Origin of the sequence: Streptomyces sp. WAC04114, assembly GCF_019733245.1 — a bacterium.
Classification (GTDB): Bacteria; Actinomycetota; Actinomycetes; order Streptomycetales; family Streptomycetaceae; genus Streptomyces; species Streptomyces massasporeus_A.
The window spans coordinates 1-22,949 of the sequence record NZ_JAIGQA010000137.1 but is presented as its reverse complement, the minus strand read 5'-3'; the positions used below and the strand labels follow the sequence as shown (position 1 = coordinate 22,949).

General features: G+C 73.5%; 15 protein-coding genes. 12 read left to right on the top strand and 3 right to left on the bottom strand.

Going from position 1 to position 22,949, the window contains the following annotated elements:
- The 9 genes from K4G64_RS28440 to K4G64_RS28400 form a co-directional block, all read left to right on the top strand.
- On the top strand, positions 1 to 1,715 hold a 1,715-nt coding region (locus tag K4G64_RS28440), incomplete at its 5' end, for an FtsK/SpoIIIE domain-containing protein (protein WP_260461097.1).
- Positions 1,716 to 1,891: 176 nt separating this feature from the next.
- Positions 1,892 to 3,304 carry an ABC transporter substrate-binding protein gene (locus K4G64_RS28435; RefSeq protein WP_221758836.1) on the top strand — a complete coding sequence of 471 codons (1,413 nt, stop codon included), beginning with the start codon at positions 1,892 to 1,894 and terminating at the stop codon, positions 3,302 to 3,304.
- Positions 3,305 to 3,308: 4 nt separating this feature from the next.
- On the top strand, positions 3,309 to 4,655 hold the full coding sequence (locus K4G64_RS28430; protein ID WP_260461096.1) for a carbohydrate ABC transporter permease: 1,347 nt from the start codon (positions 3,309 to 3,311) through the stop codon (positions 4,653 to 4,655).
- Positions 4,652 to 5,512 (top strand): carbohydrate ABC transporter permease, encoded by an 861-nt coding sequence (locus K4G64_RS28425; RefSeq protein ID WP_221758835.1) that lies wholly within the window; start codon positions 4,652 to 4,654, stop codon positions 5,510 to 5,512. Before K4G64_RS28430 ends, K4G64_RS28425 begins: the two co-directional genes overlap by 4 nt.
- A 142-nt stretch (positions 5,513 to 5,654) precedes the next feature.
- On the top strand, positions 5,655 to 7,916 hold the full coding sequence (locus K4G64_RS28420) for a bifunctional glycosyltransferase family 2 protein/CDP-glycerol:glycerophosphate glycerophosphotransferase (protein WP_221758834.1): 2,262 nt from the start codon (positions 5,655 to 5,657) through the stop codon (positions 7,914 to 7,916).
- A 194-nt stretch (positions 7,917 to 8,110) separates the two neighbouring features.
- Positions 8,111 to 10,309, top strand: a complete 2,199-nt coding sequence (locus tag K4G64_RS28415) for a CDP-glycerol glycerophosphotransferase family protein (protein WP_221758833.1) — start codon at positions 8,111 to 8,113, stop codon at positions 10,307 to 10,309.
- Between the two features lie 8 nt (positions 10,310 to 10,317).
- On the top strand, positions 10,318 to 12,558 hold the full coding sequence (locus K4G64_RS28410) for a CDP-glycerol glycerophosphotransferase family protein (protein ID WP_221758832.1): 2,241 nt from the start codon (positions 10,318 to 10,320) through the stop codon (positions 12,556 to 12,558).
- On the top strand, positions 12,555 to 14,393 hold the full coding sequence (locus K4G64_RS28405; RefSeq protein WP_221758831.1) for a hypothetical protein: 1,839 nt from the start codon (positions 12,555 to 12,557) through the stop codon (positions 14,391 to 14,393). Before K4G64_RS28410 ends, K4G64_RS28405 begins: the two co-directional genes overlap by 4 nt.
- 72 nt (positions 14,394 to 14,465) lie before the next feature.
- Complete coding sequence (locus K4G64_RS28400; RefSeq protein ID WP_221758830.1) at positions 14,466 to 16,025, top strand: hypothetical protein; 1,560 nt, start codon at positions 14,466 to 14,468, stop codon at positions 16,023 to 16,025.
- 19 nt (positions 16,026 to 16,044) lie between these two features.
- On the opposite strand, the gene K4G64_RS28395 is transcribed toward K4G64_RS28400, so the two are convergent.
- Entirely contained in the window at positions 16,045 to 16,458 is a 414-nt protein-coding gene (locus K4G64_RS28395; RefSeq protein WP_221758829.1) for an organic hydroperoxide resistance protein, read from the bottom strand.
- 95 nt (positions 16,459 to 16,553) lie between these two features.
- Here K4G64_RS28395 and K4G64_RS28390 point away from each other — a divergent pair, with 95 nt between their 5' ends.
- The gene (locus K4G64_RS28390; RefSeq protein ID WP_374206456.1) at positions 16,554 to 17,090 is read left to right on the top strand and encodes a MarR family winged helix-turn-helix transcriptional regulator; all 537 of its coding nucleotides are present in this window, start codon (positions 16,554 to 16,556) and stop codon (positions 17,088 to 17,090) included.
- Positions 17,091 to 17,453: 363 nt separating this feature from the next.
- On the opposite strand, the gene K4G64_RS28385 is transcribed toward K4G64_RS28390, so the two are convergent.
- Positions 17,454 to 19,067 (bottom strand): glycosyltransferase family 39 protein, encoded by a 1,614-nt coding sequence (locus K4G64_RS28385; RefSeq protein WP_221758837.1) that lies wholly within the window; start codon positions 19,065 to 19,067, stop codon positions 17,454 to 17,456.
- A gap of 169 nt (positions 19,068 to 19,236) precedes the next feature.
- On the opposite strand from K4G64_RS28385, the gene K4G64_RS28380 reads away from it, so the two are divergent.
- Both K4G64_RS28380 and galE read left to right on the top strand, forming a co-directional pair.
- Complete coding sequence (locus K4G64_RS28380) at positions 19,237 to 20,973, top strand: glycosyltransferase family A protein (RefSeq protein WP_221758827.1); 1,737 nt, start codon at positions 19,237 to 19,239, stop codon at positions 20,971 to 20,973.
- Positions 20,974 to 21,051: 78 nt separating this feature from the next.
- Complete coding sequence (gene galE, locus K4G64_RS28375; RefSeq protein ID WP_221758826.1) at positions 21,052 to 22,032, top strand: UDP-glucose 4-epimerase GalE; 981 nt, start codon at positions 21,052 to 21,054, stop codon at positions 22,030 to 22,032.
- Between the two features lie 77 nt (positions 22,033 to 22,109).
- Here galE and K4G64_RS28370 read toward each other — a convergent pair whose 3' ends face one another.
- On the bottom strand, positions 22,110 to 22,736 hold the full coding sequence (locus K4G64_RS28370; protein WP_221758825.1) for a TetR/AcrR family transcriptional regulator: 627 nt from the start codon (positions 22,734 to 22,736) through the stop codon (positions 22,110 to 22,112).
- Positions 22,737 to 22,949: the final 213 nt, after the last annotated feature.

Genomic DNA, 22,949 nt, shown 5'->3' with positions numbered 1-22,949 from the left:
GTGTACGGACCGGGGAAACCGGCCGCCGCCCCTCCTGGGCCCAGGACGACGACGCCGGTACCGGCGCGGCGGCCGGTTTCCCCGGTCCGTACACCGTCGTGGTCGTCGACGGCGACCCCGGCGGCGCCGACCTGCGCAAAGCCGTCGCGCGGCTGGCGCTGGAGGGCCCCCGGGCCGGGATACACGTCGTCTGCCTGGCCGAGACGGCCGCCGCCTCCCCGGCCTCGCCGGTGACGGAGACGTACGAGGCGGCCTGCGCCGTGGCGCCGATCTTCCGGCAGTGCGGCGCGGTCGCGCTGCTCAGCGGGGACGTGGCGACGGCCCTGCGGCTGATGCGCGTGGCCCGGGTGGGCGGTGACGGCTCACCTGCCGGGCCGGTCGGGCCCGGCACCGTCGCCACCGTCGACGCCGTCTCCGCGGCCTGGGCCGAGCGGTTCGCGCGGGCGCTGGCGCCGCTGCGGACGGACGGTCCGGCGAGCGAGCGCCAGCCGCGCGTCTCCGCACCACTGCCGCAGGCGGCCCGCCTGCTGGACGAGCTGGGCCTGGCCCGGGCCACCCCGGCGTCGCTGATGGCGCGCTGGGCGGACGCGGCCGACGACGCCGAGGCGCTCGGCGGTCGGGTGCGCGCGGTGCTGGGCGCCGGGCCACGCGGCCCGGTCAGCGCGGACCTCGCCGTCCAGGGGCCGCACCTGCTGATCGAGGGCCCGCCGGGCAGCGGCCGTACGGAGCTGCTGCGGGCGGTCGTCGCGTCCCTGGCCGCCGCCGAGCGGCCGGACCGCCTCGGCATAGTGCTGGTCGACGGCCGGGGCGGCCCGGGCGCGGGCGGCGGCCACGGCGAGGGCCTGCGGGTGTGTACGGACGTACCGCATGTGACGACTCTGCTGATGGCCCACGACCCGGTCCGTATGCGGGAGTTCGCGCAGTCCCTGAGCGCCGAGCTGAAGCGGCGCGCCGAGCTGCTCGGGCGGTCCGACTTCGCCGAGTGGCACACCGGACGCGAGCTGTCGGGCCGTATGGTCGCCCAGCGCACGGCGACGGCGCGCGGCGGTGAGCGGGCCGAGGCGACGTCCCAGGGAGGGGCCGGGGATCTCGACTCCCCGTCCAGTTCGACCATGCGGCTGCGGCCGGGAGCGGCCCGGCGGCAGACGGAGGCGGCCGCGCCCCCGCTCCCCCGGCTCGTCGTGGTCGTCGACGACCTGGACGCGCTGGTCTCCCCGGCGCTCGGTTCGACCGGGCGGCCCGCGGCCGGATCGGTGATGCGCGCGCTGGAGGCCGTGGCCCGGGAGGGCGAGCGGCTCGGCGTTCACCTGGTGGCGGCCACCGGCCCGTGCGCCCGTACGGCGGAGACGGAACCGGCCCGCCGGGCCACCCTGCGCGTCACGCTCGACGCGCCCGCCCCGGGCCGTGGGGGCACCTCCCTGTTCGAGCGAAGCCGAGAACTTGGGGGAGAACCGGCGCCCGGTCGGGGGAGGCTCACCGGCCCGGACGGACGGGTCACCCCGTTCCAGGGCGGCCGGGTCACCGGTCGGATCCCCCGGACGGCGACGCTGCGCCCCACGGTCGTGCCCCTGGAATGGCACCGCATGGGTGACCCTCCGGCCCGTCGTCCGGTGCGGGAGCTCGGAAACGGCCCCACTGACCTGGCACTGTTGGCCAGCGCGCTGGAAAGGGCGGCGCGGGAGGTCGTGGCGGCGAAGGTTCCGTCGCTCCTGTGACGGGGGACGGCCGCCGGCCCCACCGGCGTCGTGGGGCCGAGTCCCTGGTCACGAGGGAGTCACGATCCCCCGCTTGACAGCCGACGCCATCTTGCCGCCCCCGCACACCCGGGCGTAGACCAGATCGCACGGGAGCGCGCTCGACGTTCGACGAGGAACGAAGAAGCGGGGCAGTCATGCGCATGACGAGCAGCACCATCCGGACACGCTGGTCGCCCAAGCCGGACACGGCGACCCCCCAGCACCGCAGAGCCGTGAAGGCAGCGGCCGCCGTCGCCGCGGGAGCCCTCGCGCTCTCGCTGTCCGCCTGCGGAAGCAGCGACGAAAGCAGCGGTGGGAGCACGGGCGACACCGACGACACCAGCAACAACGTCACCCTTCCGAAGCTGGACGGGACGAGCCTCGAAGTCGCCGCCGTGTGGAGCGGCACCGAGCAGGCCAACTTCAAGAAGGTCCTGCAGGAGTTCGAGAAGCGCACGGGCGCCAAGGTCACGTTCGTGCCCGCGCAGGACCCGATCATCAACTTCATCGGTTCGAAGGTGGCCGGCGGGCAGCCGCCGGACGTCGTGATGCTGCCGCAGCCCGGCGCCATCAAGCAGGCCGTCGACAAGGGCTGGGCCAAACAGCTGGGCTCCGACGCCGTGAAGGAGCTCGGCGAGAACTACTCGCAGGGCTGGCAGGACATCGGCAAGGTGAACGGCAAGCCGTACGGCGTCTACTACAAGGCCGCCAACAAGTCCCTGATCTGGTACAACAACCAGGTCTTCGAGAACGCCGGGGCGAGTGAGCCCGAGACCTGGCCGGATCTGCTCAACACCGCGCAGACGGTCTTCGACTCCGGCGTCACCCCGTTCTCCATCGGCGGCGCCGAGGGCTGGACGCTGACCGACTGGTTCGAGAACGTGTACCTCTCCCAGGCCGGGCCGGAGAAGTACGACCAGCTGGCCAAACACGAGATCAAGTGGACCGACCCGTCCGTGAAGGACGCGCTGACCACGCTCGCACAGGTCTGGGGCAAGCCGGACTGGATCGCGGGCGGGGCGAACGGGGCGTTGCAGACCGACTTCCCGGCGTCCGTCACCCAGGTGTTCACCGGTGGGGACCAGCCCAAGGCCTCCATGGTGGCCGCGGGCGACTTCGCGCAGGTCAACATCCCGTCCAGCATGAAGATCGGCACGGACGCGAAGGTGTTCCCGTTCCCGGCGGTCGGTGACAACGGACCGGTGGTCTCGGGCGGCGACGCGGCCGTGATCCTTGAGGACTCGAAGGGATCGCAGGCCCTGGCCACCTGGCTCGCCTCCCCGGACGCGGCGTCGATCCAGGCCAAGCTGGGCGGCTACCTGTCGCCGAACAAGAACGTGCCGAACTCCGACTATCCGAACGCGGTGCAGCAGAAGATCGCCAAGGCGCTCATCGACGCCGGTGACGACTTCCGCTTCGACATGTCCGACCAGGCCCCGCAGGCCTTCGGCGGAACGCCCGGCAAGGGCGAGTGGAAGATCCTCCAGGACTTCCTGAAGAACCCGAAGGACATCGCGGGGACCCAGGCGAAGCTGGAGGCCGAAGCGGCCGCGGCGTACGGGAACTGACGTCATGACGTCGGTTCCGGCGGCAGGGGGCGACAAGCCCCCTGCCGCTCCCAAGTCGCGCAAGAGTGTGACCGGCACCCGCAGGACCGTCGCGGCGTTGTTCCTGCTTCCCGCGCTCGTCCTGCTCGGCGCGCTCGTGGTGTACCCGATCGGGTACTCGGTCGTGCGCAGTTTCTACGACCAGTCCGGTGACGGCTTCGCCGGAATAGACAACTACAAGTCCCTCTTCACCGACGAGGGCATCCGCACCGCGCTGAAGAACAACATCATCTGGGTGGTGTTCGCGCCGACGATCGCGACGGCGCTCGGCCTGATCTTCGCGGTGCTGACCGAACGGGTGCGGTGGGGTACGGCGTTCAAGCTGGTCGTCTTCATGCCGATGGCGATCTCGATGCTGGCGGCGGGCATCATCTTCCGCCTGGTGTACGACCAGGACCCGGACAAGGGCGTCGCGAACGCGGTGTGGGTGGGCGTGCACGACACGTTCGCCCAGGCGTCGGCGTTCCCGAAGGCCCACCCGGGCCGGGAATCGCCGCTGAAACCGGCCGGCGGGGGCGCGTTCATCACCACCTCGCCCGTCCGCACGGGCGAGGCGGTCTCGCTGCCCCTGGTGGGTGTGGCGCCCGATCAGATGCCCGACGGGGCGAAGGCCGCGGTGGCGCCGAAGCCCGAGCCGGACAAGATCACGGGCACGACCTGGCAGGACTTCACCCGCGGCAAGGGCGTCGGCACGCTCAACAGCGTCGACCCGGCCGAACTGGGCTATGCCGGGATGAAGGTCGAGGCCGTGAAGGACGGGAAGGTGGTGGCGTCGGCGACGGCCGCCGACGACGGCACCTTCACCCTGCCCGCCGCGGCCGACGGGGCCCAACTCCGGCTCCCGGCGAGCAACTTCAAGGATCCGTACAACGGCCTGGACTGGCTGGGCCCGTCCCTGGTCACCCCGGCCATCATCGGCTCGTACATCTGGATGTGGGCCGGCTTCGCGATGGTGCTGATCGCGGCCGGGCTCGCCAGTGTGCCCCGGGAGCTGATGGAGGCGGCCCGGGTCGACGGCGCCAGCGAGTGGCAGGTGTTCAGACGCATCACGGTGCCGCTGCTGGCGCCGGTCCTCGCGGTCGTCGCCGTCACCCTGATGATCAACGTGCTGAAGATCTTCGACCTGGTCTTCATCATCGCTCCGGGCTCCTCCCAGGACGACGCGAACGTCCTCGCCCTGGAGCTGTACCGCAAGGGCTTCTCCGAGGACCAGCCGGGCATCGCCAGCGCCATCTCGGTGTTCCTGCTGCTCCTGGTGATCCCGGTGATGTGGTTCAACGTGCGCAGGCTGCGGCGGGAGGTGCGGCGATGAAGGCCAAGCAGTCGCTGGGATCGCGGCTCGCCGAGGCGGTCGGCGGCGGGGTGCTGCGGGTGTTCCTCATCGTCGTCGGACTGTTCTGGCTGGTGCCGACGATCGGGCTGCTGCTGTCCAGTCTCCGCTCCCCGGAGGACATCGCGGCGAGCGGCTGGTGGAAGGTGTTCACCGAGCCCTCCCAGATCACCTTCGACAGCTACTCGAAGCTGCTGGAGAACGAGGACATCACCAGCTCCCTGCTGAACACGGTCTGGATCACCGTGCCGGCGACCCTGCTGGTCGTGATCATCGGCTCGCTGGCCGGCTACGCCTTCGCCTGGATGGAGTTCCCCGGCCGGGACTGGTGGTTCCTGGGCGTGGTCGGCCTGTTGGTCGTGCCGGTGCAGGTCGCGCTGATCCCGATCGCCGAACTCTTCGGCAAGATCGGCATCTTCGGCTCGGTGCTCGGCGTGGTGCTCTTCCACGTCGGCTTCGGTCTGCCCTTCGCCGTGTTCCTGCTGCGGAACTTCTTCGCGGAGATCCCGAAGGAACTGCTGGAGGCCGCGCGCCTGGACGGGGCGGGTGAACTGCGCCTGTTCTTCCGTGTCGTGATGCCGCTCGGCGCCCCGGCGATCGCGACCCTCGGCATCTTCCAGTTCCTGTGGGTGTGGAACGACCTGCTGGTCGCGCTGATCTTCTCGGACTCCGGGAGCCAGCCGATCACGGTCGCCCTGCAGACGCAGGTACGGCAGTTCGGCAACAACATCGATGTGCTGGCACCCGGCGCGTTCATCTCGATGGTGGTACCACTGGCCGTCTTCTTCGCGTTCCAGCGGCAGTTCGTGTCCGGCGTGATGGCAGGAGCGGTCAAATAGCCTTCGGCGCAAGGAAGTTGGAGGGGCGGGCCGGGAGCGGTCCGCCCCTTCCGTGTTCCCCCGTATGCCGTAGCAACCGTAACCAAGTCGGCCCATCGGCCGTTCCCGGGCCGAACGCCCGCGCCGACCGATGGATGGCCTCTTGCCCAGGTTCAGTGTCATTGTCCCCGCGTACCAGGTTCAGGCGTACCTGCACGAGTGCCTCGAATCGGTGCTCTCCCAGTCCTGTCCCGATCTGGAACTGATCGTCGTCGACGACTGCTCGCCGGACGCGTGCGGCGCGATCATCGACGAGTTCGCCGCCCGCGACGCGCGCGTACGTCCCGTCCATCTGCCGGAGAACGTGGGCCTGGGCCGCGCGAGAAACGCCGGCGTGGCGCGCGCGAGCGGCGACTACCTGCTGTTCCTCGACAGCGACGACACCCTGACGCCCGACGCGCTGCGCTCGATCGCCGACCGGCTGAAGGAGACCGGCGAGCCGGACGTGCTGGTGTTCGACTACGCGCGCACGTACTGGACGGGTGAGGCGATCCGCAACCAGGCGGCCGCGCAGCTGACCGAGCGGGGCCCGGCGCCGTTCCGGCTGGAGGACCGGCCGGGGTTGCTGCGGCTGCTGATGGTCGCCTGGAACAAGGCCTACCGGCGGGAGTTCGTCGAGCGGGAGGGGTTCACCTTCCCGCCCGGCGTCTACGAGGACACGCCGTGGACGTACCCGGTGCTGATGACCGCCGACTCGATCGCGACCCTCGACCGGGTCTGCGTGCACTACCGGCAGCGGCGGCAGGGCAGCATCCTGCGCACCACCAGCGAGCGGCACTTCGACGTCTTCGAGCAGTACGAGCGGGTCTTCGCGTATCTCGACGAGCGTCCCGGACTGGCCCAGTGGCGGCCGGTGTTGTTCCGCCGCATGGTGCACCATCTGGCGATCGTGTACTCCCGGCGGGACCGGCTGCCGCGGGACTCGCGCGCCGACTTCCTGCGCCGGGCCCGCGCCCACTACCGCCGCTACCGCACCCCCGGCGTGCCCGTCCCCCTGCGCTGCCGGATCCACCACGTCCTGATCCGCTTCGGCCTGCACCGCACCTACCGCTCCCTGCAACTGGCCTCGGCCCTGCAGCGCGCCGGCGCCCGGACCACCGGGAGTCTGCTGCGGGGCCTGCGGTCGGCCGCCCTCAGGACCCACTACCGCGTGCAGCGCTGCCTGCCGCTGCGGGCCGACCGCGCCGCGTTCACCGCCTACGACGGCCGCGGCCACGCCTGCAACCCGGGCGCGCTGGAGAGCGCGTTCCGTGAGCTCGCGCCGCACATCCGCACGGCGTGGATCGCCCGCCGCGAGCACCACCACACGATCCCGCCCGGCCCGCGCCGCCTCGTCCCCGGGACGGCCGCCTACTGGACGGCGCTCGCCCGCTCCCGCTACCTGGTCAGCAACACCGGCTTCGACGACCGCCTGGCCAAGCGCCGGGGCCAGGTCCTGATCCAGACCGGGCACGGCACCCCGCTCGGTCACCTCGGCCTCGACCTCCAGGAGCGCCCCGCGGCGGCCCGCGGCCGGGACTTCGCCCGGCTGCTGAAGGACGTCGACCGGTGGGACTACGTGCTGTCCGCCAACCGCCACACCACGCTGACCCACGAGCGCGTCCACCCCGGCCGTTACACCACGCTGGAGTACGGCTACCCCCGCAACGACGTCTTCCGGACGGCGACCCCCGCGGACGTGGCCCGGCTGCGCGCCTCGCTCGGCATCCCGCGGGGCGCGGTGGCGATCCTGTACGCGCCGACCCACCGCGACTACCGGCGCTCCCAGCGGCACACCCTCGACCTCCAGCGGATCGTGCGCCGCCTCGGCCCGCGCTTCGTCGTCCTGGCCCGCGCCCACCACGCCTACGACGCCCCGCTGACCGACACCTGCGGCCGGGTCGTCGACGTCTCCGACCACCCGAGCGTGGAGTCACTCTGCCTGGCGTCGGACGCCCTGGTCACGGACTACTCGTCGCTGATGTTCGACTACGCCAACCTGGACCGGCCGATCGTGGTCCACGCCGACGACTGGGAGGCGTACGACGCGGCCCGCGGCACCTACTTCGACCTGCGCGCTTTCCCGCCGGGTGCGGTCGCTCGCGGGGAGGACGAGCTGATCGACATCTTCGCCACGGGCCACTGGCGCGGCTCCCGCTCGGCCCAGCTGCGGGCGGCGTTCCGCGAGCGGTTCTGCACCTGGGACGACGGCCGGGCCGCCGAGCGGGTGGTGCGCCGGGTCGTCCTCGGGGAGTCGAAGCTGCCGCCGGTCGTGCCGCTCGGCGAGCGCTGCCCGGTGCCGTCGGCGGCGGCCTCGCTGACGCGCGAGCCACTCACCACGGTGGCGCTGCCTGCCACCCCGCACGCCGTCACCGACAGCCTCTGACCACGGTTGACACCCGGGGAGTCCGCATGCCCTCCAGCCCGTCGCGGCCCACACCGTCCCGGCCGCCCTCCTGGCGCCCGTCCGGGCGGCCGGGACGCCCGCGCGCCGGGTGAACCGCCCGGCGCGTGACCGCGCGCCGTGTGAGAGCCCGCCACCACCACCTCGCGACGACCGCCCTCGACAGAAAGAACAGAATGCCCCGCTTCAGCATCGTCGTCCCGTCCCATGGGGTCGCGGGCCGGCTGTCCCTGGCGCTGGACTCCGTCCTCGCCCAGTCGTTCGGCGACTTCGAGCTGATCCCGGTGTGCGACGCACCCGACGCCCCGGCGGCCGACGTCGTCGCCGGGTACGCCGAGCGGGACTGCCGGGTGACGCCGGTGCACTCGCCGCCGTCGGCGGGTCTGGCCGGGGCGCGCAACACCGGGCTGCAGGCGGCGGTCGGCGGCCATGTGCTGTTCCTCGACGGCGACGACGTCCTGGTCCCGGGGGCGCTGGCGGCCCTGGACGCCCGGTTGAGCGCGGTGGGCGACGTCGACGTCCTGTACTTCGAGCACGAGCGCACCCCCTGGTGGGAGGGCGAGTCGACCAACCCGGCGGCGCCCCTGCTCGCCCGGACGCCGGCGGGGGCCTTCTCCCCGGGCCGGGCCCCGCAGCTGACGGGCGTGGCGCTCCCGGCGTGGAGCGCGCTCTACCGCCGGGCGTTCCTCACCGAGCGGGGTCTCGCCTTCCCCGGGGACCACTTCACCGACGTCGGCTTCGGCGGTCTCGTCGCCCTGCGGGCGGAGCGGGTGGCGGCCCTGCGCGCGGTCGTCGTCCGGCACCTGCTGCGCCGGCAGGGCAACCGGCTGGGTCTGCCCGGCGAGCACCACACCGAGCTGCTGGACCAGACCGAGCTGGTGCTGACGCGGGCCGCGGAGCAGGACCTGCCGGCGGACCGGCTGAAGCCGCTGTTCGAGCAGCTCTTCGCCGCCGTACTGAAGACGGCCGCCCATCCACGGCGGCTGACGTCCGGACGCCGTGCCTTCTTCCGGCGGGCGAGCGCCCTCTACCGGCGGCACCGCCCCGCCGGATACCGGGCGCCCGGCGGCAGCGTCGGCGTCCAGCACCGGCTGCTGGCCTCGGGGTCGTACGCGGCGTTCCGCTCCCTGCGGGCCGCCCACCGGACGGCGTCGCGGGCCGCCGCGCTGCTCCCCCGCCCGCGGGGGCTGCGCACCCGGCTGCGCTACGCGGCCGCCCTGCGCCTCCCGCTCGACCGGAACCTCGTCGTGTACTGCGCGTACTGGGGCCGCGGCTACGCCTGCAATCCCGCCGCCATCCACGCCAAGGCCCGCCTGCTCGCCCCACAGCTGCGCCCGGTCTTCCTGGTGGAGCCGGAGGCGGTGGGCACCGTGCCGCCGGGCGTCGAGCACGCGGTGATCGGCAGCCGGAAGTACTGGCAGGTGCTGGCCCGCGCGAAGTACCTGGTCAACAACGCCAATTTCGCGGACGCCATGGTCAAGCGCCCCGGCAGCGTGCACCTCCAGACCCAGCACGGCACCCCGCTGAAGACGATGGGCGCCGACCAGGCCACGTACCCCGTGGTGGCCGCGGCGACCGGCAGCTTCGCCAAGCTGCTGGCCCGGGTGGACCGCTGGGACTACAACCTGACCTCCAACCGGCACTCCACCGAGATGTGGGAGCGGGCGTTCCCCAGCGCGCACGAGACGCTCGAGTACGGCTATCCGCGCAACGACGTCTACTGCACGGCGACCGCCGAGGACGTCGTCCGCGTCCGCAAGGAACTGGGCGTCCCCGACGGCAAGAAGGCCCTGCTCTACGCGCCCACGCACCGCGACTACGCCACCGGCTTCGAGACGGGCCTGGACCTGGCGGAGTTCTGCGAGGCGATCGGCGACGACTACGTGGTGCTGCTGCGCGCCCACTACTTCTACGACCAGGGGGCGAGCAGGGGCGGCGGCCGGATCATCGACGTCACCGGGCACCGCTCGTCGGAGGACGTCTGCCTGGCCGCGGACGCGCTGATCACGGACTACTCGTCGATCATGTTCGACTACGCCAACCTGGACCGGCCGATCGTCGCCTACGCCGACGACTGGGACGTCTACCGGGAGACCCGGGGCGTCTACTTCGACCTCATGGAGCTCCCACCGGGCCGGGTCGCCCGGACGCCCGAGGAGCTGGCGGCCCTCTTCCGCGACGGCTCCTACGCGGACGAGACCGCCAGGTCGCTGCGGGCGGCGTTCCGGGAGCGGTTCTGCCAGTTCGACGACGGGCGGGCCGCCGAGCGCGTCGTGCGCCGGGTGCTGCTCGGCGAGCCGCCCGAGTCGATCCCGGCCGTGATCCCGCTCGCGGAGCGCGTCCCGGCCCCCGCCGCCACCCCCGTAAGGAGCTGACCGAAGAAGTGCCCCGCTTCAGCATCATCGTCCCCGTCTACAAGGTGCAGGGCTTCCTGCGCGAGTGTCTCGACTCGGTGCTCGGCCAGTCCCACGCGGACTTCGAGGTGATCGCCGTGGACGACCGCTCGCCCGACGGCAGCGGCGCGATCCTCGACGAATACGCCGCCCGCGACGACCGGGTGCGGGTGCTGCACCTGCCGGAGAACGTGGGCCTCGGCCGGGCCCGCAACGCCGGACTCGCGCAGGCGGCCGGCGACTACGTCCTGTTCCTGGACAGCGACGACCACTACACGCCGGGCCTGCTGGCCGCCGTCGCCGCACGCCTGGCGGCGACCGGCGACCCGGACATCCTGGTCTTCGACCACGTTCGCACCCACTGGTGGGGCCGGGGCGGGCGCAGCGAGGCGGCGGACCTGCTGGCCGCGGCGGGCCTGGAGACGTTCGGCATCCGGGAGAGCCCGCAGTATCTGAACCTGTTCCTGGTCGCCTGGAACAAGGCCTACCGGCGCTCCTTCTTCCAGGAACACGGCCTGCGGTACGCGCCGGGGCTGTACGAGGACGCGCCGGTCACCTACCGCTCGATGGTGCTGGCCGACCGCATCGCCTGCCTGGACCGGATCGGCGTGGAGTACCGGCAGCGCCGGCAGGGCGCGATCACCAAGACGCCCGGGCGCCGGCACTTCGACATCTTCCCGCAGTACGAGGGGCTGTTCACGTTCCTGGAGCAGCGCCCCGATCTCGACTGGGCGCGGCCGCTGCTGCTGGAGCGGGCGCTGGACCACATGCTGTTCGTGCTGGCCCGCGAGGACCGGGTCCGGCCCGCCGACCGGGGCGACTTCTACCGCGAGATCCGCTCCTTCCGCCGCCGCCACCTTCCCGAGGGCGGCTTCCCGCTGCCGGACGGCTGGCGTGGCGCCGAGATGCGGCTGCTCGCCTCGGCGCCCTACGCGTCGTACGCGGCGGCGCGTGGGCTGCGGGATCTGCGCGCCGCCGCCCTGGGCGGACAGCGGAGGGTCGCGAAGAGCGCGTCGGAGACGGTCCTGCGCGGCTGGTACGCGGCCCAGTCGAAGCGCCCCCTCGATCCGCACCTCGCCGTCTACTCGGCCACCCACCACCGGGGGGTGACGGGTGATCCGGCCGCGATCCACGACAAGGCGCGCGAGCTAGCCCCGCACATCCGGGGCGTGTGGGTGGTCCGGGAGGACGCGGTGGACACGCTGCCGCCCGGCGTCGACCATGTGACGCCGGGCTCGCGGCGCTACCACGAGGTCATGGCGCGGGCCACGTACTGGGTGAACAACGTCAACTGGCCCGGCACCCTGGCCAAGCGGCCGGGCAGCGTGCACATCCACACCCACCAGGGCACCCCGCTGAAGTACATGGGCGCCGACCTGCTGACGAAGCCGGGGGCCCGGTACGGGTTCGACGTGCCGCAGATGCTGCGCCGCGCCGACCGCTGGGACTACAGCCTGGTCGCCGGGCGGCACGCGGAACGCGCGTGGGAGCGGGCGTACCCATGCCACTTCACCTCGCTGCGGACCGGCAGCCCGCGCAACGACGTGCTGGTCGGCGCCGGTCCGGAGCGGGGCCGGGAGGTGCGCGAACGGCTCGGCGTCCCCGCCGACGACACGGTCGTGCTGTACGCGCCGACCCGGCGCGACTACCGGCGGGGCGGCCATGTCGACCGGTTCGACCTGGCCCGGTTCGCCGCGGACCTGGGCCCCGGGCACACGCTGGTCGTCCGTCTGCACCCGTCGCTGGCGGGGGGCGTCGCGCGGGGTCTCGGCCTGTCCGACCTGCACCGCCGGGGCGTGCTGGTGGACGCGACCGACGAGCCGCACGTCGAGGACGTGATGCTCGCCTCCGACGTGCTGGTCACCGACTACTCCGCCCTGATGTTCGACTACGCCCTGCTGGACCGGCCGATCGTCGTCCACGCCGACGACTGGGGGGCGTTCGCGGCGAGCCGGGGCGCCTACTTCGACATCACGGCCGACGCGCCGGGCCATGTGTCGCGCTCGTACCGTGAGCTGACCTGGCTGTTCGCGTCCGGCACCTGGCAGGACGCCGAGGCGGCGCGGCTGCGCTCCGGCTTCCGGGAGCGGTACTGCGAGTTCGAGGACGGGCGGGCCGCCGAGCGGGTCGTCCGGCTGCTGATGCTGGGCGAGCGGGGCGGGACGCTGCTGCCCGCGGCCCGCCGGACCGAGGGTGTCCGCACCCGTTCCGAGGCGCTGATCGACAGATGAGAACTCCCGCAACCCCCGAGGCCGTTCCCTCCCTGCCCGGTCAGCGGGCCTCCTCGGCCCGGCCACCGGCGGTCGCCGAGTCACCGCGGCCGGTGCACTGGTGGCACGCCGCGCTGGTCGCCGTGCCCACCGCCGCCCTGTTCGTACTGGGCTACCGGCGCCGCTGGATCTGCGACGACGGGCTGATCTACCTGCGCCCGGTCCGGCAGATCCTGGCGGGCAACGGGCCCGTGTTCAACGTCGGGGAGCGGGCGGAGAGTTCGACCGGCACCCTGTGGCAGTGGCTGCTCGCGCTCACCACGTGGGTCACCGGCGAGGACCCGGCGTTCCTCGCGGTGGGGCTCGGCCTGCTGCTGAGCACTGCCGGGTTCGCGTTCGCCCTGCTCGCCACGTGCCGGCTGCACCGGGGCGCCGGGCTGCTGCTCCCGGCGGGCGTGTTCGTACTGCTCGCGGTGCCGCCGTTCTGGTCGTACATGACGTCGGGTCTGGAGAGCGGTCTCGGCGCCTTCTGGACCGGCCTGTCGTGGTGGCTGCTGACGCGGACCCGGCGCGGCCAGGAGGCCCGGGAGACGTGCACGGCCGCCTTCGTGTTCGGGCTGGGTGCACTGGTCCGGCCCGATCTGGCGGTGGTCACGGCGTGCTTCCTGGCGGCCCAGTGGTGGGTGCTGCGTCCCTCCCGGCGCGGCACGGCGGCGATGCTGGCCTCGGCGGGGGCGGTGCCGCTGGCGTACGAGGTGTTCCGGGCGGGGTACTACGGGATCCTGGTGCCGCTGCCCGCCATCGCCAAGGAGGCGAGCGCCAGCGACTGGAGCCGGGGCGCCGGGTATGTGCAGGAGACGCTCGGGCCGTACTGGCTGTGGCCGGTCGTGCCGGTGCTCGCGGCGCTGGCCGTCCTGCTGGTGCGGTGCACCCGCCGGCAGCAGCGGGATCGCGCCCCGGGGCGGGCCTCGCTCGCGGTGCTGCTGGCCCCGCTCGCCGCCGGTCTGCTGCTGGCCGGGTACGTCGTGCGCGTCGGCGGCGACTACATGCACGCCCGCATGATCCTGCCCGCAATTCTGCTGCTGCTCCTGCCGGTGCTGGTCGTGCCCGCGACCAGGGTCACGGGCGTGGCGGGCGCGCTGCTGGTGGTGTGGCTGTGCGCGGCGGTCAGTCCGCTGCGGGCGCCGTTCGACGTGCGCAGCACGCCCGGCTCGTTCAACGTGCGCAGCTCCGACGTGGAGGGCCTCGGCGACCACAACCCGGTGCGCACCGGCACCTGGGTGGCCAACTGGCCCGCTCTGCCGGAGGGGCGCGCCATGCTGGCGCGGGCCGAGCGCGCGCCCGGGCCGACGCTGCTCTACTTCGACGCCGCCCGGCGGCTGCACGCCACGCCGATGCGGGCGGACTCCCCGTACCGGGTGGTGATCGTGGGCCGCCATCTCGGTGTGACGGGGGCGGCGGCGCCGCTGGACGCCTACGTCAACGACGCCTGGGGGCTGGCCAGCCCGATCGGCGCGCATCTGGCGCTGGAGCGGTGGAGCTGGCCCGGGCACGAGAAGTTCCTGCGCAACTACTGGGTCTTCGCCGAGTGGGCGGCCGAGCACCCGCCGCAGCGCGACCTGCTGCGCGCCGGGGCCCCGCGGGAGGCGGTCGAGGCGGCCCGGGCCGCGCTGGGCTGCGGCGAACTCGCGGAGCTGAGGGAGTCGGTGCGCGCCCCGCTGACCACCGAGCGGTTCTGGCGGAACCTCACCGGGGCGGTCGAACGGACGCGGTTCCGGTTCGCGCGCTGGCCGGCGGCGGCGCAGCAGGCGCTGTGCGACCGACCGGCAGGTGGCGGCAGCGGCCTCACCCGATGAAGTGATCCGGGGTCAGGGCACGCGTAGGGGCGGGAACATTCGGCGCATGCCCCAGACCCCTTCCCCCCTCCTGTGAGCGCCTCGGTCCTGGTCCGGCGGGCGGTGCGCGGCGCGACGGCACTGCGCGGCGGCCGTGTCGCAAGGCTCACCCCGTACCAGTTCTACGGCGCCCTGTTCTGGCTGGTGATGACGCTGGCGTACTGGCGGGTCCCGCTGTGCTGCGACGCCGGGCAGCACGCGGCGGTCGTCGAGCGGCTCAAGGACGATCTGCTGCACCCGGCCCACTCGATGGCGGACCTGCCGGGCGAGGGCAGCCCGTACTACGGCCCCTACGCCGTCGCCCAGGGCGTGCTGGCGCGGCTGACGGGGCTGACGGGCTGGGAGGTCGTGAAGCTCGCCGGGCCGGTGCATCTGCTGGTGCTGCTCACGGGGCTCGGCCGGTTCGTCAGGACCCTCACCCCGCGCCCCTGGGCGCCGGTGTGGGCCCTGCTGTTCATGACGCTGCTGTGGGGCACCGCGCGGATCCTGTGGAGCGGCTACCTCGGGCTGATGTCGATGACGACGAACCTGGGCTACCCGTCCGCGCTCGCCATCGGGCTGACGTTCTGGGCGTGGGCCTGGACGGGCACCCGCGCGCGGGACGACGCCCCGGCGGTGCGGTTCGTCGGCCCGAGCGGGCTCGGCGGCTGGTGGGGGTACGCCGGGATCGGCGCACTGTACGGGCTGATCCTGCTCACCCACCCCGTCACGGCGGCCTCGGCTCTCACCGGGGCGGTGGCGATCGTGGCGTCCCGGCAGCGGGGCTGGCGCCGGCCGGTCGTCGCGCGCTGGGCGCTCGCCGGGGCGGTCTGCGCCGGGATCGCCCTGAGCTGGCCGTACTACGACGTCCTGAGGCTGGTGAACGACACCGGCATGGACGCGATGCACCGGCAGCTGTACGAGAGGATGCTCGCCAACTCCTGGCTGGCCCTGCTCGGCCTGCCCGCCCTCTGGGCGCGGGCCCGCCGGTCGGCGCGTGATCCCCTGGTGTGGATGTTCCTGCTGGAGTGCCTGCTGGTGGCGTACGGCTGGGCGAGCGGGCACTACACGTACGCCAGGGCCCTGTGGGCCGTGCTGGTGCCGCTGCAGTTCGCCCTGGCGGTGGAACTGGCGGCGCCCCGGCCCTGGCGGCGGGCCCGGCGGGTGCTGGGCGGGGCCGCGGCGGCCGGGGTGTGCGCCGGGTTCGTCACCGTGCACGCCGGGGCGGTGGTACCGCGCTCGGTCGACCCGGTGGGGTTCGCCCAGCCGACGCGCTGGCCGTCGTACGACTGGGCCGCGCGGCACATCGGGCCCGGCGAGGTGGTGATCACCGACGGGCACTTCGCCAGTCACACGATCGCCGGGTACGGGCCGAACCTCGCGGCGCCCATCTGGCCCGACCCCGCCCTGGACGAGCGGCGGCGGGAGCGCCGGGCGGCCGACGTCCGGGCCTATCTCGCCCCGGCTTCGACCCGCGCCGAGCGGTCCGCCGTCGTCCGCCGCTACCACGTGCGCTGGCTGCTGCTGACGCGCTGGCACCCAGTGCCCGAGGAGGCCGTGGTGGTGGCGTGGAGCGCACGGACGGGGGAGGTGCTGGCGCGGGTCGGGGGATGAGCCTCGCCGGCTCTCGGGGTCACTCGATGACGAGGTCGACCTCGATGTTGCCGCGGGTGGCGTTGGAGTACGGGCAGACCTGGTGGGCCTGCTCGACGAGCTTGCGGCCGGTCGCCTCGTCCACGCCGTCGGGGAGCTCCACGCGGAGGGTGACGGCGAGACCGAAGCCCTCGCCCTGCTTGCCTATGGAGACCTCGGCGGTCACGGCGGCGTCGCTGACGTCGACCTTGGCCGCGCGGCCGACGAGGCCGAGGGCGCTGCCGAAGCAGGCGGCGTAACCGGCGGCGAAGAGCTGCTCGGGGTTGGTGCCCTGGCCGTTGCCGCCCAGCGCCTGGGGCGTGCCCAGGGCGAGGTCCAGCACGCCGTCGGAGCTGACGGCCCGGCCCTCGCGGCCGTGGGTGGCGGTGGCGACAGCGGTGTAGAGCGCGTCCATGGAAAACCTTCCCTCTCACGTCAGTGTTCGGCGGCCCGCTTCCGGGCCGCCTGACAACCAGAAGTAGAGCACACAATTTAATTGTGCGCAACTAAATGACGGGCGCGAGCTATCCTGGGCGTATGAACACGCCCGACGACGACTGGCTCCGCCTGGACCAGCAGATCTGCTTCTCCCTGCACGCGGCCTCCCGCGCCTTCAACGGCGTCTACCGCGGGATCCTCAAGGACCTCGGGCTGACCTACCCGCAGTACCTGGTGATGCTGGTGCTGTGGGAGCACGACGAGCTGCCCGTGAAGAAGCTCGGCGAGCACCTGCGTCTCGACTCGGGCACGCTGTCGCCGCTGCTCAAGCGGCTGGAGGCGGCGGGTCTGGTGCGCCGGGAGCGCAGCGCCCGCGACGAGCGGTCGGTGGAGGTGCGGCTGACCGAGGAGGGCGTCGCGCTGCGCGGGCGGGCCCTTCAGGTGCCCCGCCGGATCGCGTCCTCGACCGGCTTCGGCGCCGAGGAGATCCGCACCCTGCGCGCCCGCCTCGACGAGCTGACCACCGCGCTGGACGCGGCCGCGGCACTCGCGGAGCCGCAGGGCGGTCCGTCCTCGGCGGCGGCCGCGGCCGCCGCCGAGCAGCCGTAGCGGCCGTAGCGGCCGTAGCGGCCGTAGCGGCAACGGACGCTACGGCGGTGGGGGCCGGGAAGGGGCCACGGGCGTCGGAGGCACGCCGAGTGAGGGGGGTGCGGGGTGCCGCGCTCGGCGGCACCCCGGGGACCGGGGCGCCCACGGGTGGCAACCGGCCACGAGCCGTTTCGCGAGACGACTTCACCGGCCGGGCCGGGACGCCCGCGATGCGCCCGGCAACCGGCCGTGGGCTGTTTCGCGAGACGACTTCGCCGGCCGGGCCGAGGCGCGACGCAGGGCGCCCACGGATGCGCCCGGCAACCGGCCATGAGCTCTATCGAGACGACATCGCCGGTCGGGTCGAGGCGCGCGTCGGGGCGCTCACCGATACGCCGGGCGACCTGCACTCGGCCGGATCGCGGGGCGGCTCACCGCCGGCCGGGGTGAGACCGGAACCGGGGCACCCGCCGATACGCCGGGCAACCGGCCCTCGGCCCCGTCACGGGGTGGCTCTTCGGCGGACGGGGTGTCTTGGGGGCGGCGTCGGACGTAGAGGCGCAGGAGCACGTCGTCGCGGACGCGTTCCTCGTGGACATACTCCTCACGCACCGTGAACTCCGCGGCCAGCACGGCGAGTTTGGTGCGGTCGGCCGGGTCGGGCAGGTCGCGGCGCGGGTCCAGGGCGGACCGCTCGGCGACGACCCAGACACGGTCCACCGAGGCGAGCCGGCGCCGCAGCTCCATGGAGTTCGCCTCCAGCCCCCACAGCGTCCCGGAGCGCGGAGCGGACTCCCGCAGCGCGATGTCCCGGGCCCGCCGGAACCCCTTCGGGTAGGCCAGCGCGGCGAGCCTGCCGACCGACGGCACGAACAGCACCGGGTCGCCGGGGCGCATCTGGCGGAGGGCGAGCGCGGGCACCACGGCGAGGTTGTCCGGGCGGTGGGCGGCGGACCGGTCCTGACGGTGCACCGGGAGCTGGCTCAGGAAGGCGAGGGTGAGGGCGAGCACGCCGGTGACACCCAGCAGGGCCCGCACCCGCCTGCCGCCGACCCGCATCCGCCGCCCGTCGAACCGCACCCTCCCCAACGCCCGGCCGACCCGCCCGGCCCCGGCCGCGGCCAGCAGGGACGCGCCCGCCAGCGCGTAGAGCACGTACCGGTCGTGGTAGAGCGGCCGGACCTGCGACACGGTCATCAGGATCCCCGGCGGCACCAGCAGCAGCGGCAGCGCGACCGCGGCCGTCCGCCGCTCCCGGAGCCCGACGGCCATCAGCAGCAGCGCCCCCCAGAACACCGGTCCCGCCGGGCCGGGAGAGAAGTTCCGGGCCAGCCTCTCCACCCGGTCCCACCCCGGTGACACCAGCCACGCCACCTGCCCGGACTGCCCCTGCGACACCCACACCAGCGGCAGTACGAGCAGGGCCACGGCGCCCGCCGCACGCCCCCAGCCCGACCACACCCTCCTCGGCACCCGCCACAGGGCCAGCGTCACCGCGTGCGCCCCCAGCACCGGCACCGCCAGCTCGTGCAGCACACAGGTCAGGGCGACGACCGTCCCGTACGTCCACCAGACCCGGGCGCCCCCAGCGTCCACCGCCCGCACCAGCAGCAGGGTCGCCCCCGCCACACCCGCCGCGACGAGCGCGTACGACCGCCCCTCCTGGGCGTAGTGGCCGGTCATCGGGGTGATCGCGTAGAGGACCCCGGCGCAGAGGCCGACCCGGGGCCCGGCCAGCCGGACGCCCAGCGCCGCGACCAGGCCGGCGGTCGCCGTCGCCGCGCAGACCGACGGCAGGCGCAGCACGACCTCGCTCGGGTGGACGGCCAGGACGGCGTGCATGAAGAGGTAGTACAGGCCATGCACGGCGTCCACCTCGTGCAGCAGCCGCCAGATCTGCGGAACCGTGCGCTGCGCGACCTGGAAGGTGACGCTCTCGTCGCCCCACATCCCGCCGCGGTCCAGCCCCCACAGTCCGATCATGAGCATCACCGCCATGGGCACGGCCACCGGCACCGCCGTGGGCGTCACCCCCACGCCGAACCGGCCGCTCCCCCTCGACTGTCCGCTCTTCACGGCCCGATTCTGTGCTGAATATGAGGCTTCAAAGGGGTTTGATGGTGTGTTAGCACTTTCATGTCATTCGCCCGGCTTACGATCCGCCGTGATGAATGCCGAGAGTGACACCGTCAGGGACACCGCGGGGCCTGCCGGCGGGCCTGGTGAGAGGCCGCCCGCCGAGGTCGCCGTCGTGGTGATCGGTTACGACGACGCCGCGCATGTGACGGACGCCGTGCGCTCGGCGCTCGCCCAGGGGCCGGCCGTGCGCGAGGTGGTGGCCGTCGACGACTGCTCGAAGGACGGCAGCGCCGGCCTGCTGGAACGGCTGTCCGCCTCGGAGCCACGCCTGAAGGTGATCCGCCGCCGGGCCAACAGCGGCGGCTGCGGCACCCCGCGCAACACCGGGCTCGACGCGGTGACCTCGCCGTACGTGATGTTCCTGGACAGCGACGACGTCCTGCCGCCCGGCGCGGTCGACGCGCTGCTGGCGGCGGCCGAGGGTGCGCACGCGGAGGTGGTGAGCGGCCTGTGTGTGCGCCGGGAGCTGCCCTCGGGGCGCGAAACCCCCTGGCAGCCGCGCCTCTACGCGCTGCACGCGGTGGTGCCGCGCCCTATGCAGCGAACACGCCTGGTCCACGACACCCTCTGCGTCAACAAGCTCTACCGCACCGCCTTCCTGCGCGCGCACGGCATCCGCTTCCCCGAGGGCCGCTTCCCGTACGAGGACGTCGTCTTCACCGCACGCGTCCTCGCCGCGGCGCCGCGCATCGCCCTGATCCCGGACCGGGTGTACGTCTGGCACGTGCGCCGGTCCCAGGCGCGGCTGTCGATCTCCCTGGACCGGTCCGGCGTCGAGAACTGGCGGGCCCGGACGGAGGCGTGCCGCCAGGCGTACGAGGTGCTGCTGGGCGCCGGGCAGAAGGAACTCGCCCGGACCGCACGCGCCAAGTTCCTCGACCACGACCTGCGGATGTACGTGCGCGAACTGGGGTTGCGCGACGCCGCCTACCGGCGCGCGTGGTGGGAGCTCACGCGGGCGCATCTCGCGGAGTACGACGCCGACGACTGGGCGCGCAACCCGGCCGCTCCCGGCCGACTGATCGGGCGGGTCGTCCTGGCCTCCCCGGAGCCGTGCGACCTGCCCCGGCTGCGGGAGCTCGCGGCCCGCCCGGCCCGCCTGTACCCGCCCTACGCCCGCGCCGCGGACGGCACGCCCGTCTGGTCGGACGCCGTCCCGCAGGTCTCCCTGGAGCCGCTGCGGACCCGGCCGGTGCGGGCACTGCCCCTCGCCGTCGACGCGGAACTGCGGCCGGGCGCGCGGGGCACCCGACTGCGGCTGCGCCTGCACGAGCTGTACGGGCGGGTGGCGCAGGCGGGGCCGGAGACGGTGGACGTGGAGTGGTGGCACCGGGACGACGGGGACGTGGTGGTCCGGGGCCCGCGTCTGACGCTCGCGCCCTGTGCGGGGGTGTCCGGGGCCGACGAGACCGCCGATTCAGCCGGTCACGGCAGTTCCGTCGCTTCCGTCGCTTCCGCCGGTTCCACCGGCACCTGGTCGGCGGAGGCGGCCGTCGATCTGCACGCGCTGGCCGCGCCCGGCGCCGGCACCTGGGATCTGCGCCTTCGCATCCGCTTCCGCGACGGCGCGAGCCGCGACGTCACGGCGCACGCCCTCACGGGCGCCGGTCTGCTGCGCCGCCGTGTCGTGCCGAGCGCCCGGCACGGCGTGGTACTCGTCCAGCCGTACACCACCCACTCCGGCGCGCTGGCACTGCGCGTGGCCCCGGGCGTACGCGGGGTGCTGTCGGTCGTACGCGCACGACTGCGCCGCCTGCTTCACTGAGAGCACGCGAGTACGACCGACCACGACGGACCGGCGCACAGCACCACCACGGGCGAACTGACGAGGGGACGGCCGCACATGACCTGGTTGATCACCGGCGGCGCCGGCTACATCGGCGCGCACGTCGTACGGGCGATGACCGCGGCGGGCGAACAGGCGGTGGTGTACGACGACCTGTCCACCGGGATCGCCGAGCGCGTGCCCGACGGGGTGGAGCTGGTGGTGGGCTCGACCCTGGACGCCGAGCGCCTGGCCCGCACCCTCGCGGACCACGAGGTCACCGGCGTCGTCCACCTCGCGGCGAAGAAGCAGGTGGGCGAGTCCGTCGAACTGCCGCTGCACTACTACCGGGAGAACGTCGAGGGCCTGCGGACCCTGCTGGACGCCGTCACGGCGGCGAAGGTGGCGTCCTTCGTCTTCTCCTCCTCGGCGGCGGTGTACGGCATGCCGGACGTGGAGCTGGTCACGGAGGAGACGCCGTGCCTGCCCCTGTCGCCGTACGGCGAGACCAAGCTGGCCGGTGAGTGGCTGGTCCGCGCGACGGGCCGGGCCACCGGGCTGTCGACGGCGTCCCTGCGCTACTTCAACGTGGCGGGCGCGGCGGCTCCGGAACTCGCGGACACCGGCGTCTTCAACCTCGTGCCCATGGTCTTCGAGAAGCTCACGCAGGACGCGCCGCCGCGCGTCTTCGGCGACGACTACCCGACGCCGGACGGCACCTGCGTGCGCGACTACATCCACGTCGTCGACCTGGCCGAGGCCCATGTCGCGGCGGCCCGGGCCCTGCGCTCCTCCCCCGGCCGCGACCTCACGCTGAACATCGGCCGGGGCGAGGGCGTCTCCGTGCGCGAGATGATCGACCGCATCAACGCGGTCACGGGCTACGACCGTCCGCCCGCGGTCACCCCGCGCCGCCCGGGCGACCCGGCCCGGGTCGTCGCCTCCGCCGACCGCGCGGCGGCGGAACTGGGCTGGAAGGCCCGGCTCGACGTACAGGACATGATCACGTCCGCGTGGGAGGGCTGGCTGCGGCTGCACCCGGAGGCGGGCCGGGGCTGACCCGTCTGGCCCCCTCCCTGACGGCGGGGGCTCTCAGACCTGCGGGCGGGGGCTCTCAGACCTGACGGCGGTGGCTCTCAGAGCGCCCGCAACGCCTCCGCCGTCGCCCGGGCCAGAGCGCCCAGGTACCCCTTCGGCAGCTTCGAGTTGCGGATCACCACCGAGCGCCAGTACAGCGGGCCGGAGATCAGGTCGAGCGCGAGATCGTGGTCGATGCCCTCGCGGAGTTCCCCACGGCGTTCCGCCGCCGTCACGATGCCTGTGGCGACGCCGTCCTGCCCCTCGCGCAGGGCCTTCTGCATCGCCTCGGCGATCTCGGGGTTGCGGGCCGCCTCGGCCTGGAGGTCGGGGATGATCTGCGAGGCGACGGGGTGACGCAGGGCGCGGGACGTCACCTCGTAGAGGAGCCGCAGGTCGCCTTCGAGTGAGCCGGTGTCCGGCGCGGGCAGGCCCTGCACGGCGAGCGCCGAGACGATGTCGAGCACCAGGTGCAGCTTCGAGCGCCAGCGGCGGTACACCGCCGTCTTCCCGACCCCCGCCCGGCGCGCGATCCCCTCGATGGACATCCGCGCGTACCCGACGGCCGCGAGCTCCTCGAAGACGGCCGCCCGGATCGCTTCCGTCACGTCCTCCCGCAGCACGGCCGCCCCCGCGGGGGCCCGGCGGCGCGGGGGCTGCTGGGGCTCGTCGGGCTTCGTCGTCATGCCGACAGCATAGGGCGTCACGACGAAACGGTTGCGTTCCGACGTTCCCCCGTCGTACGCTCCCGTTACGACGATACGGCCCCGTCCCGACGTAAGGATTCGTGAAGAGTCCGGCAAAAGCCACCCCTCTCCCCTTGCTCTTCGCGGCCTTCTGGTCCCACACCCCCCGAGCGAAAGCAGCGGATGTGAGTACGGTCCTCCACACACCGCCCC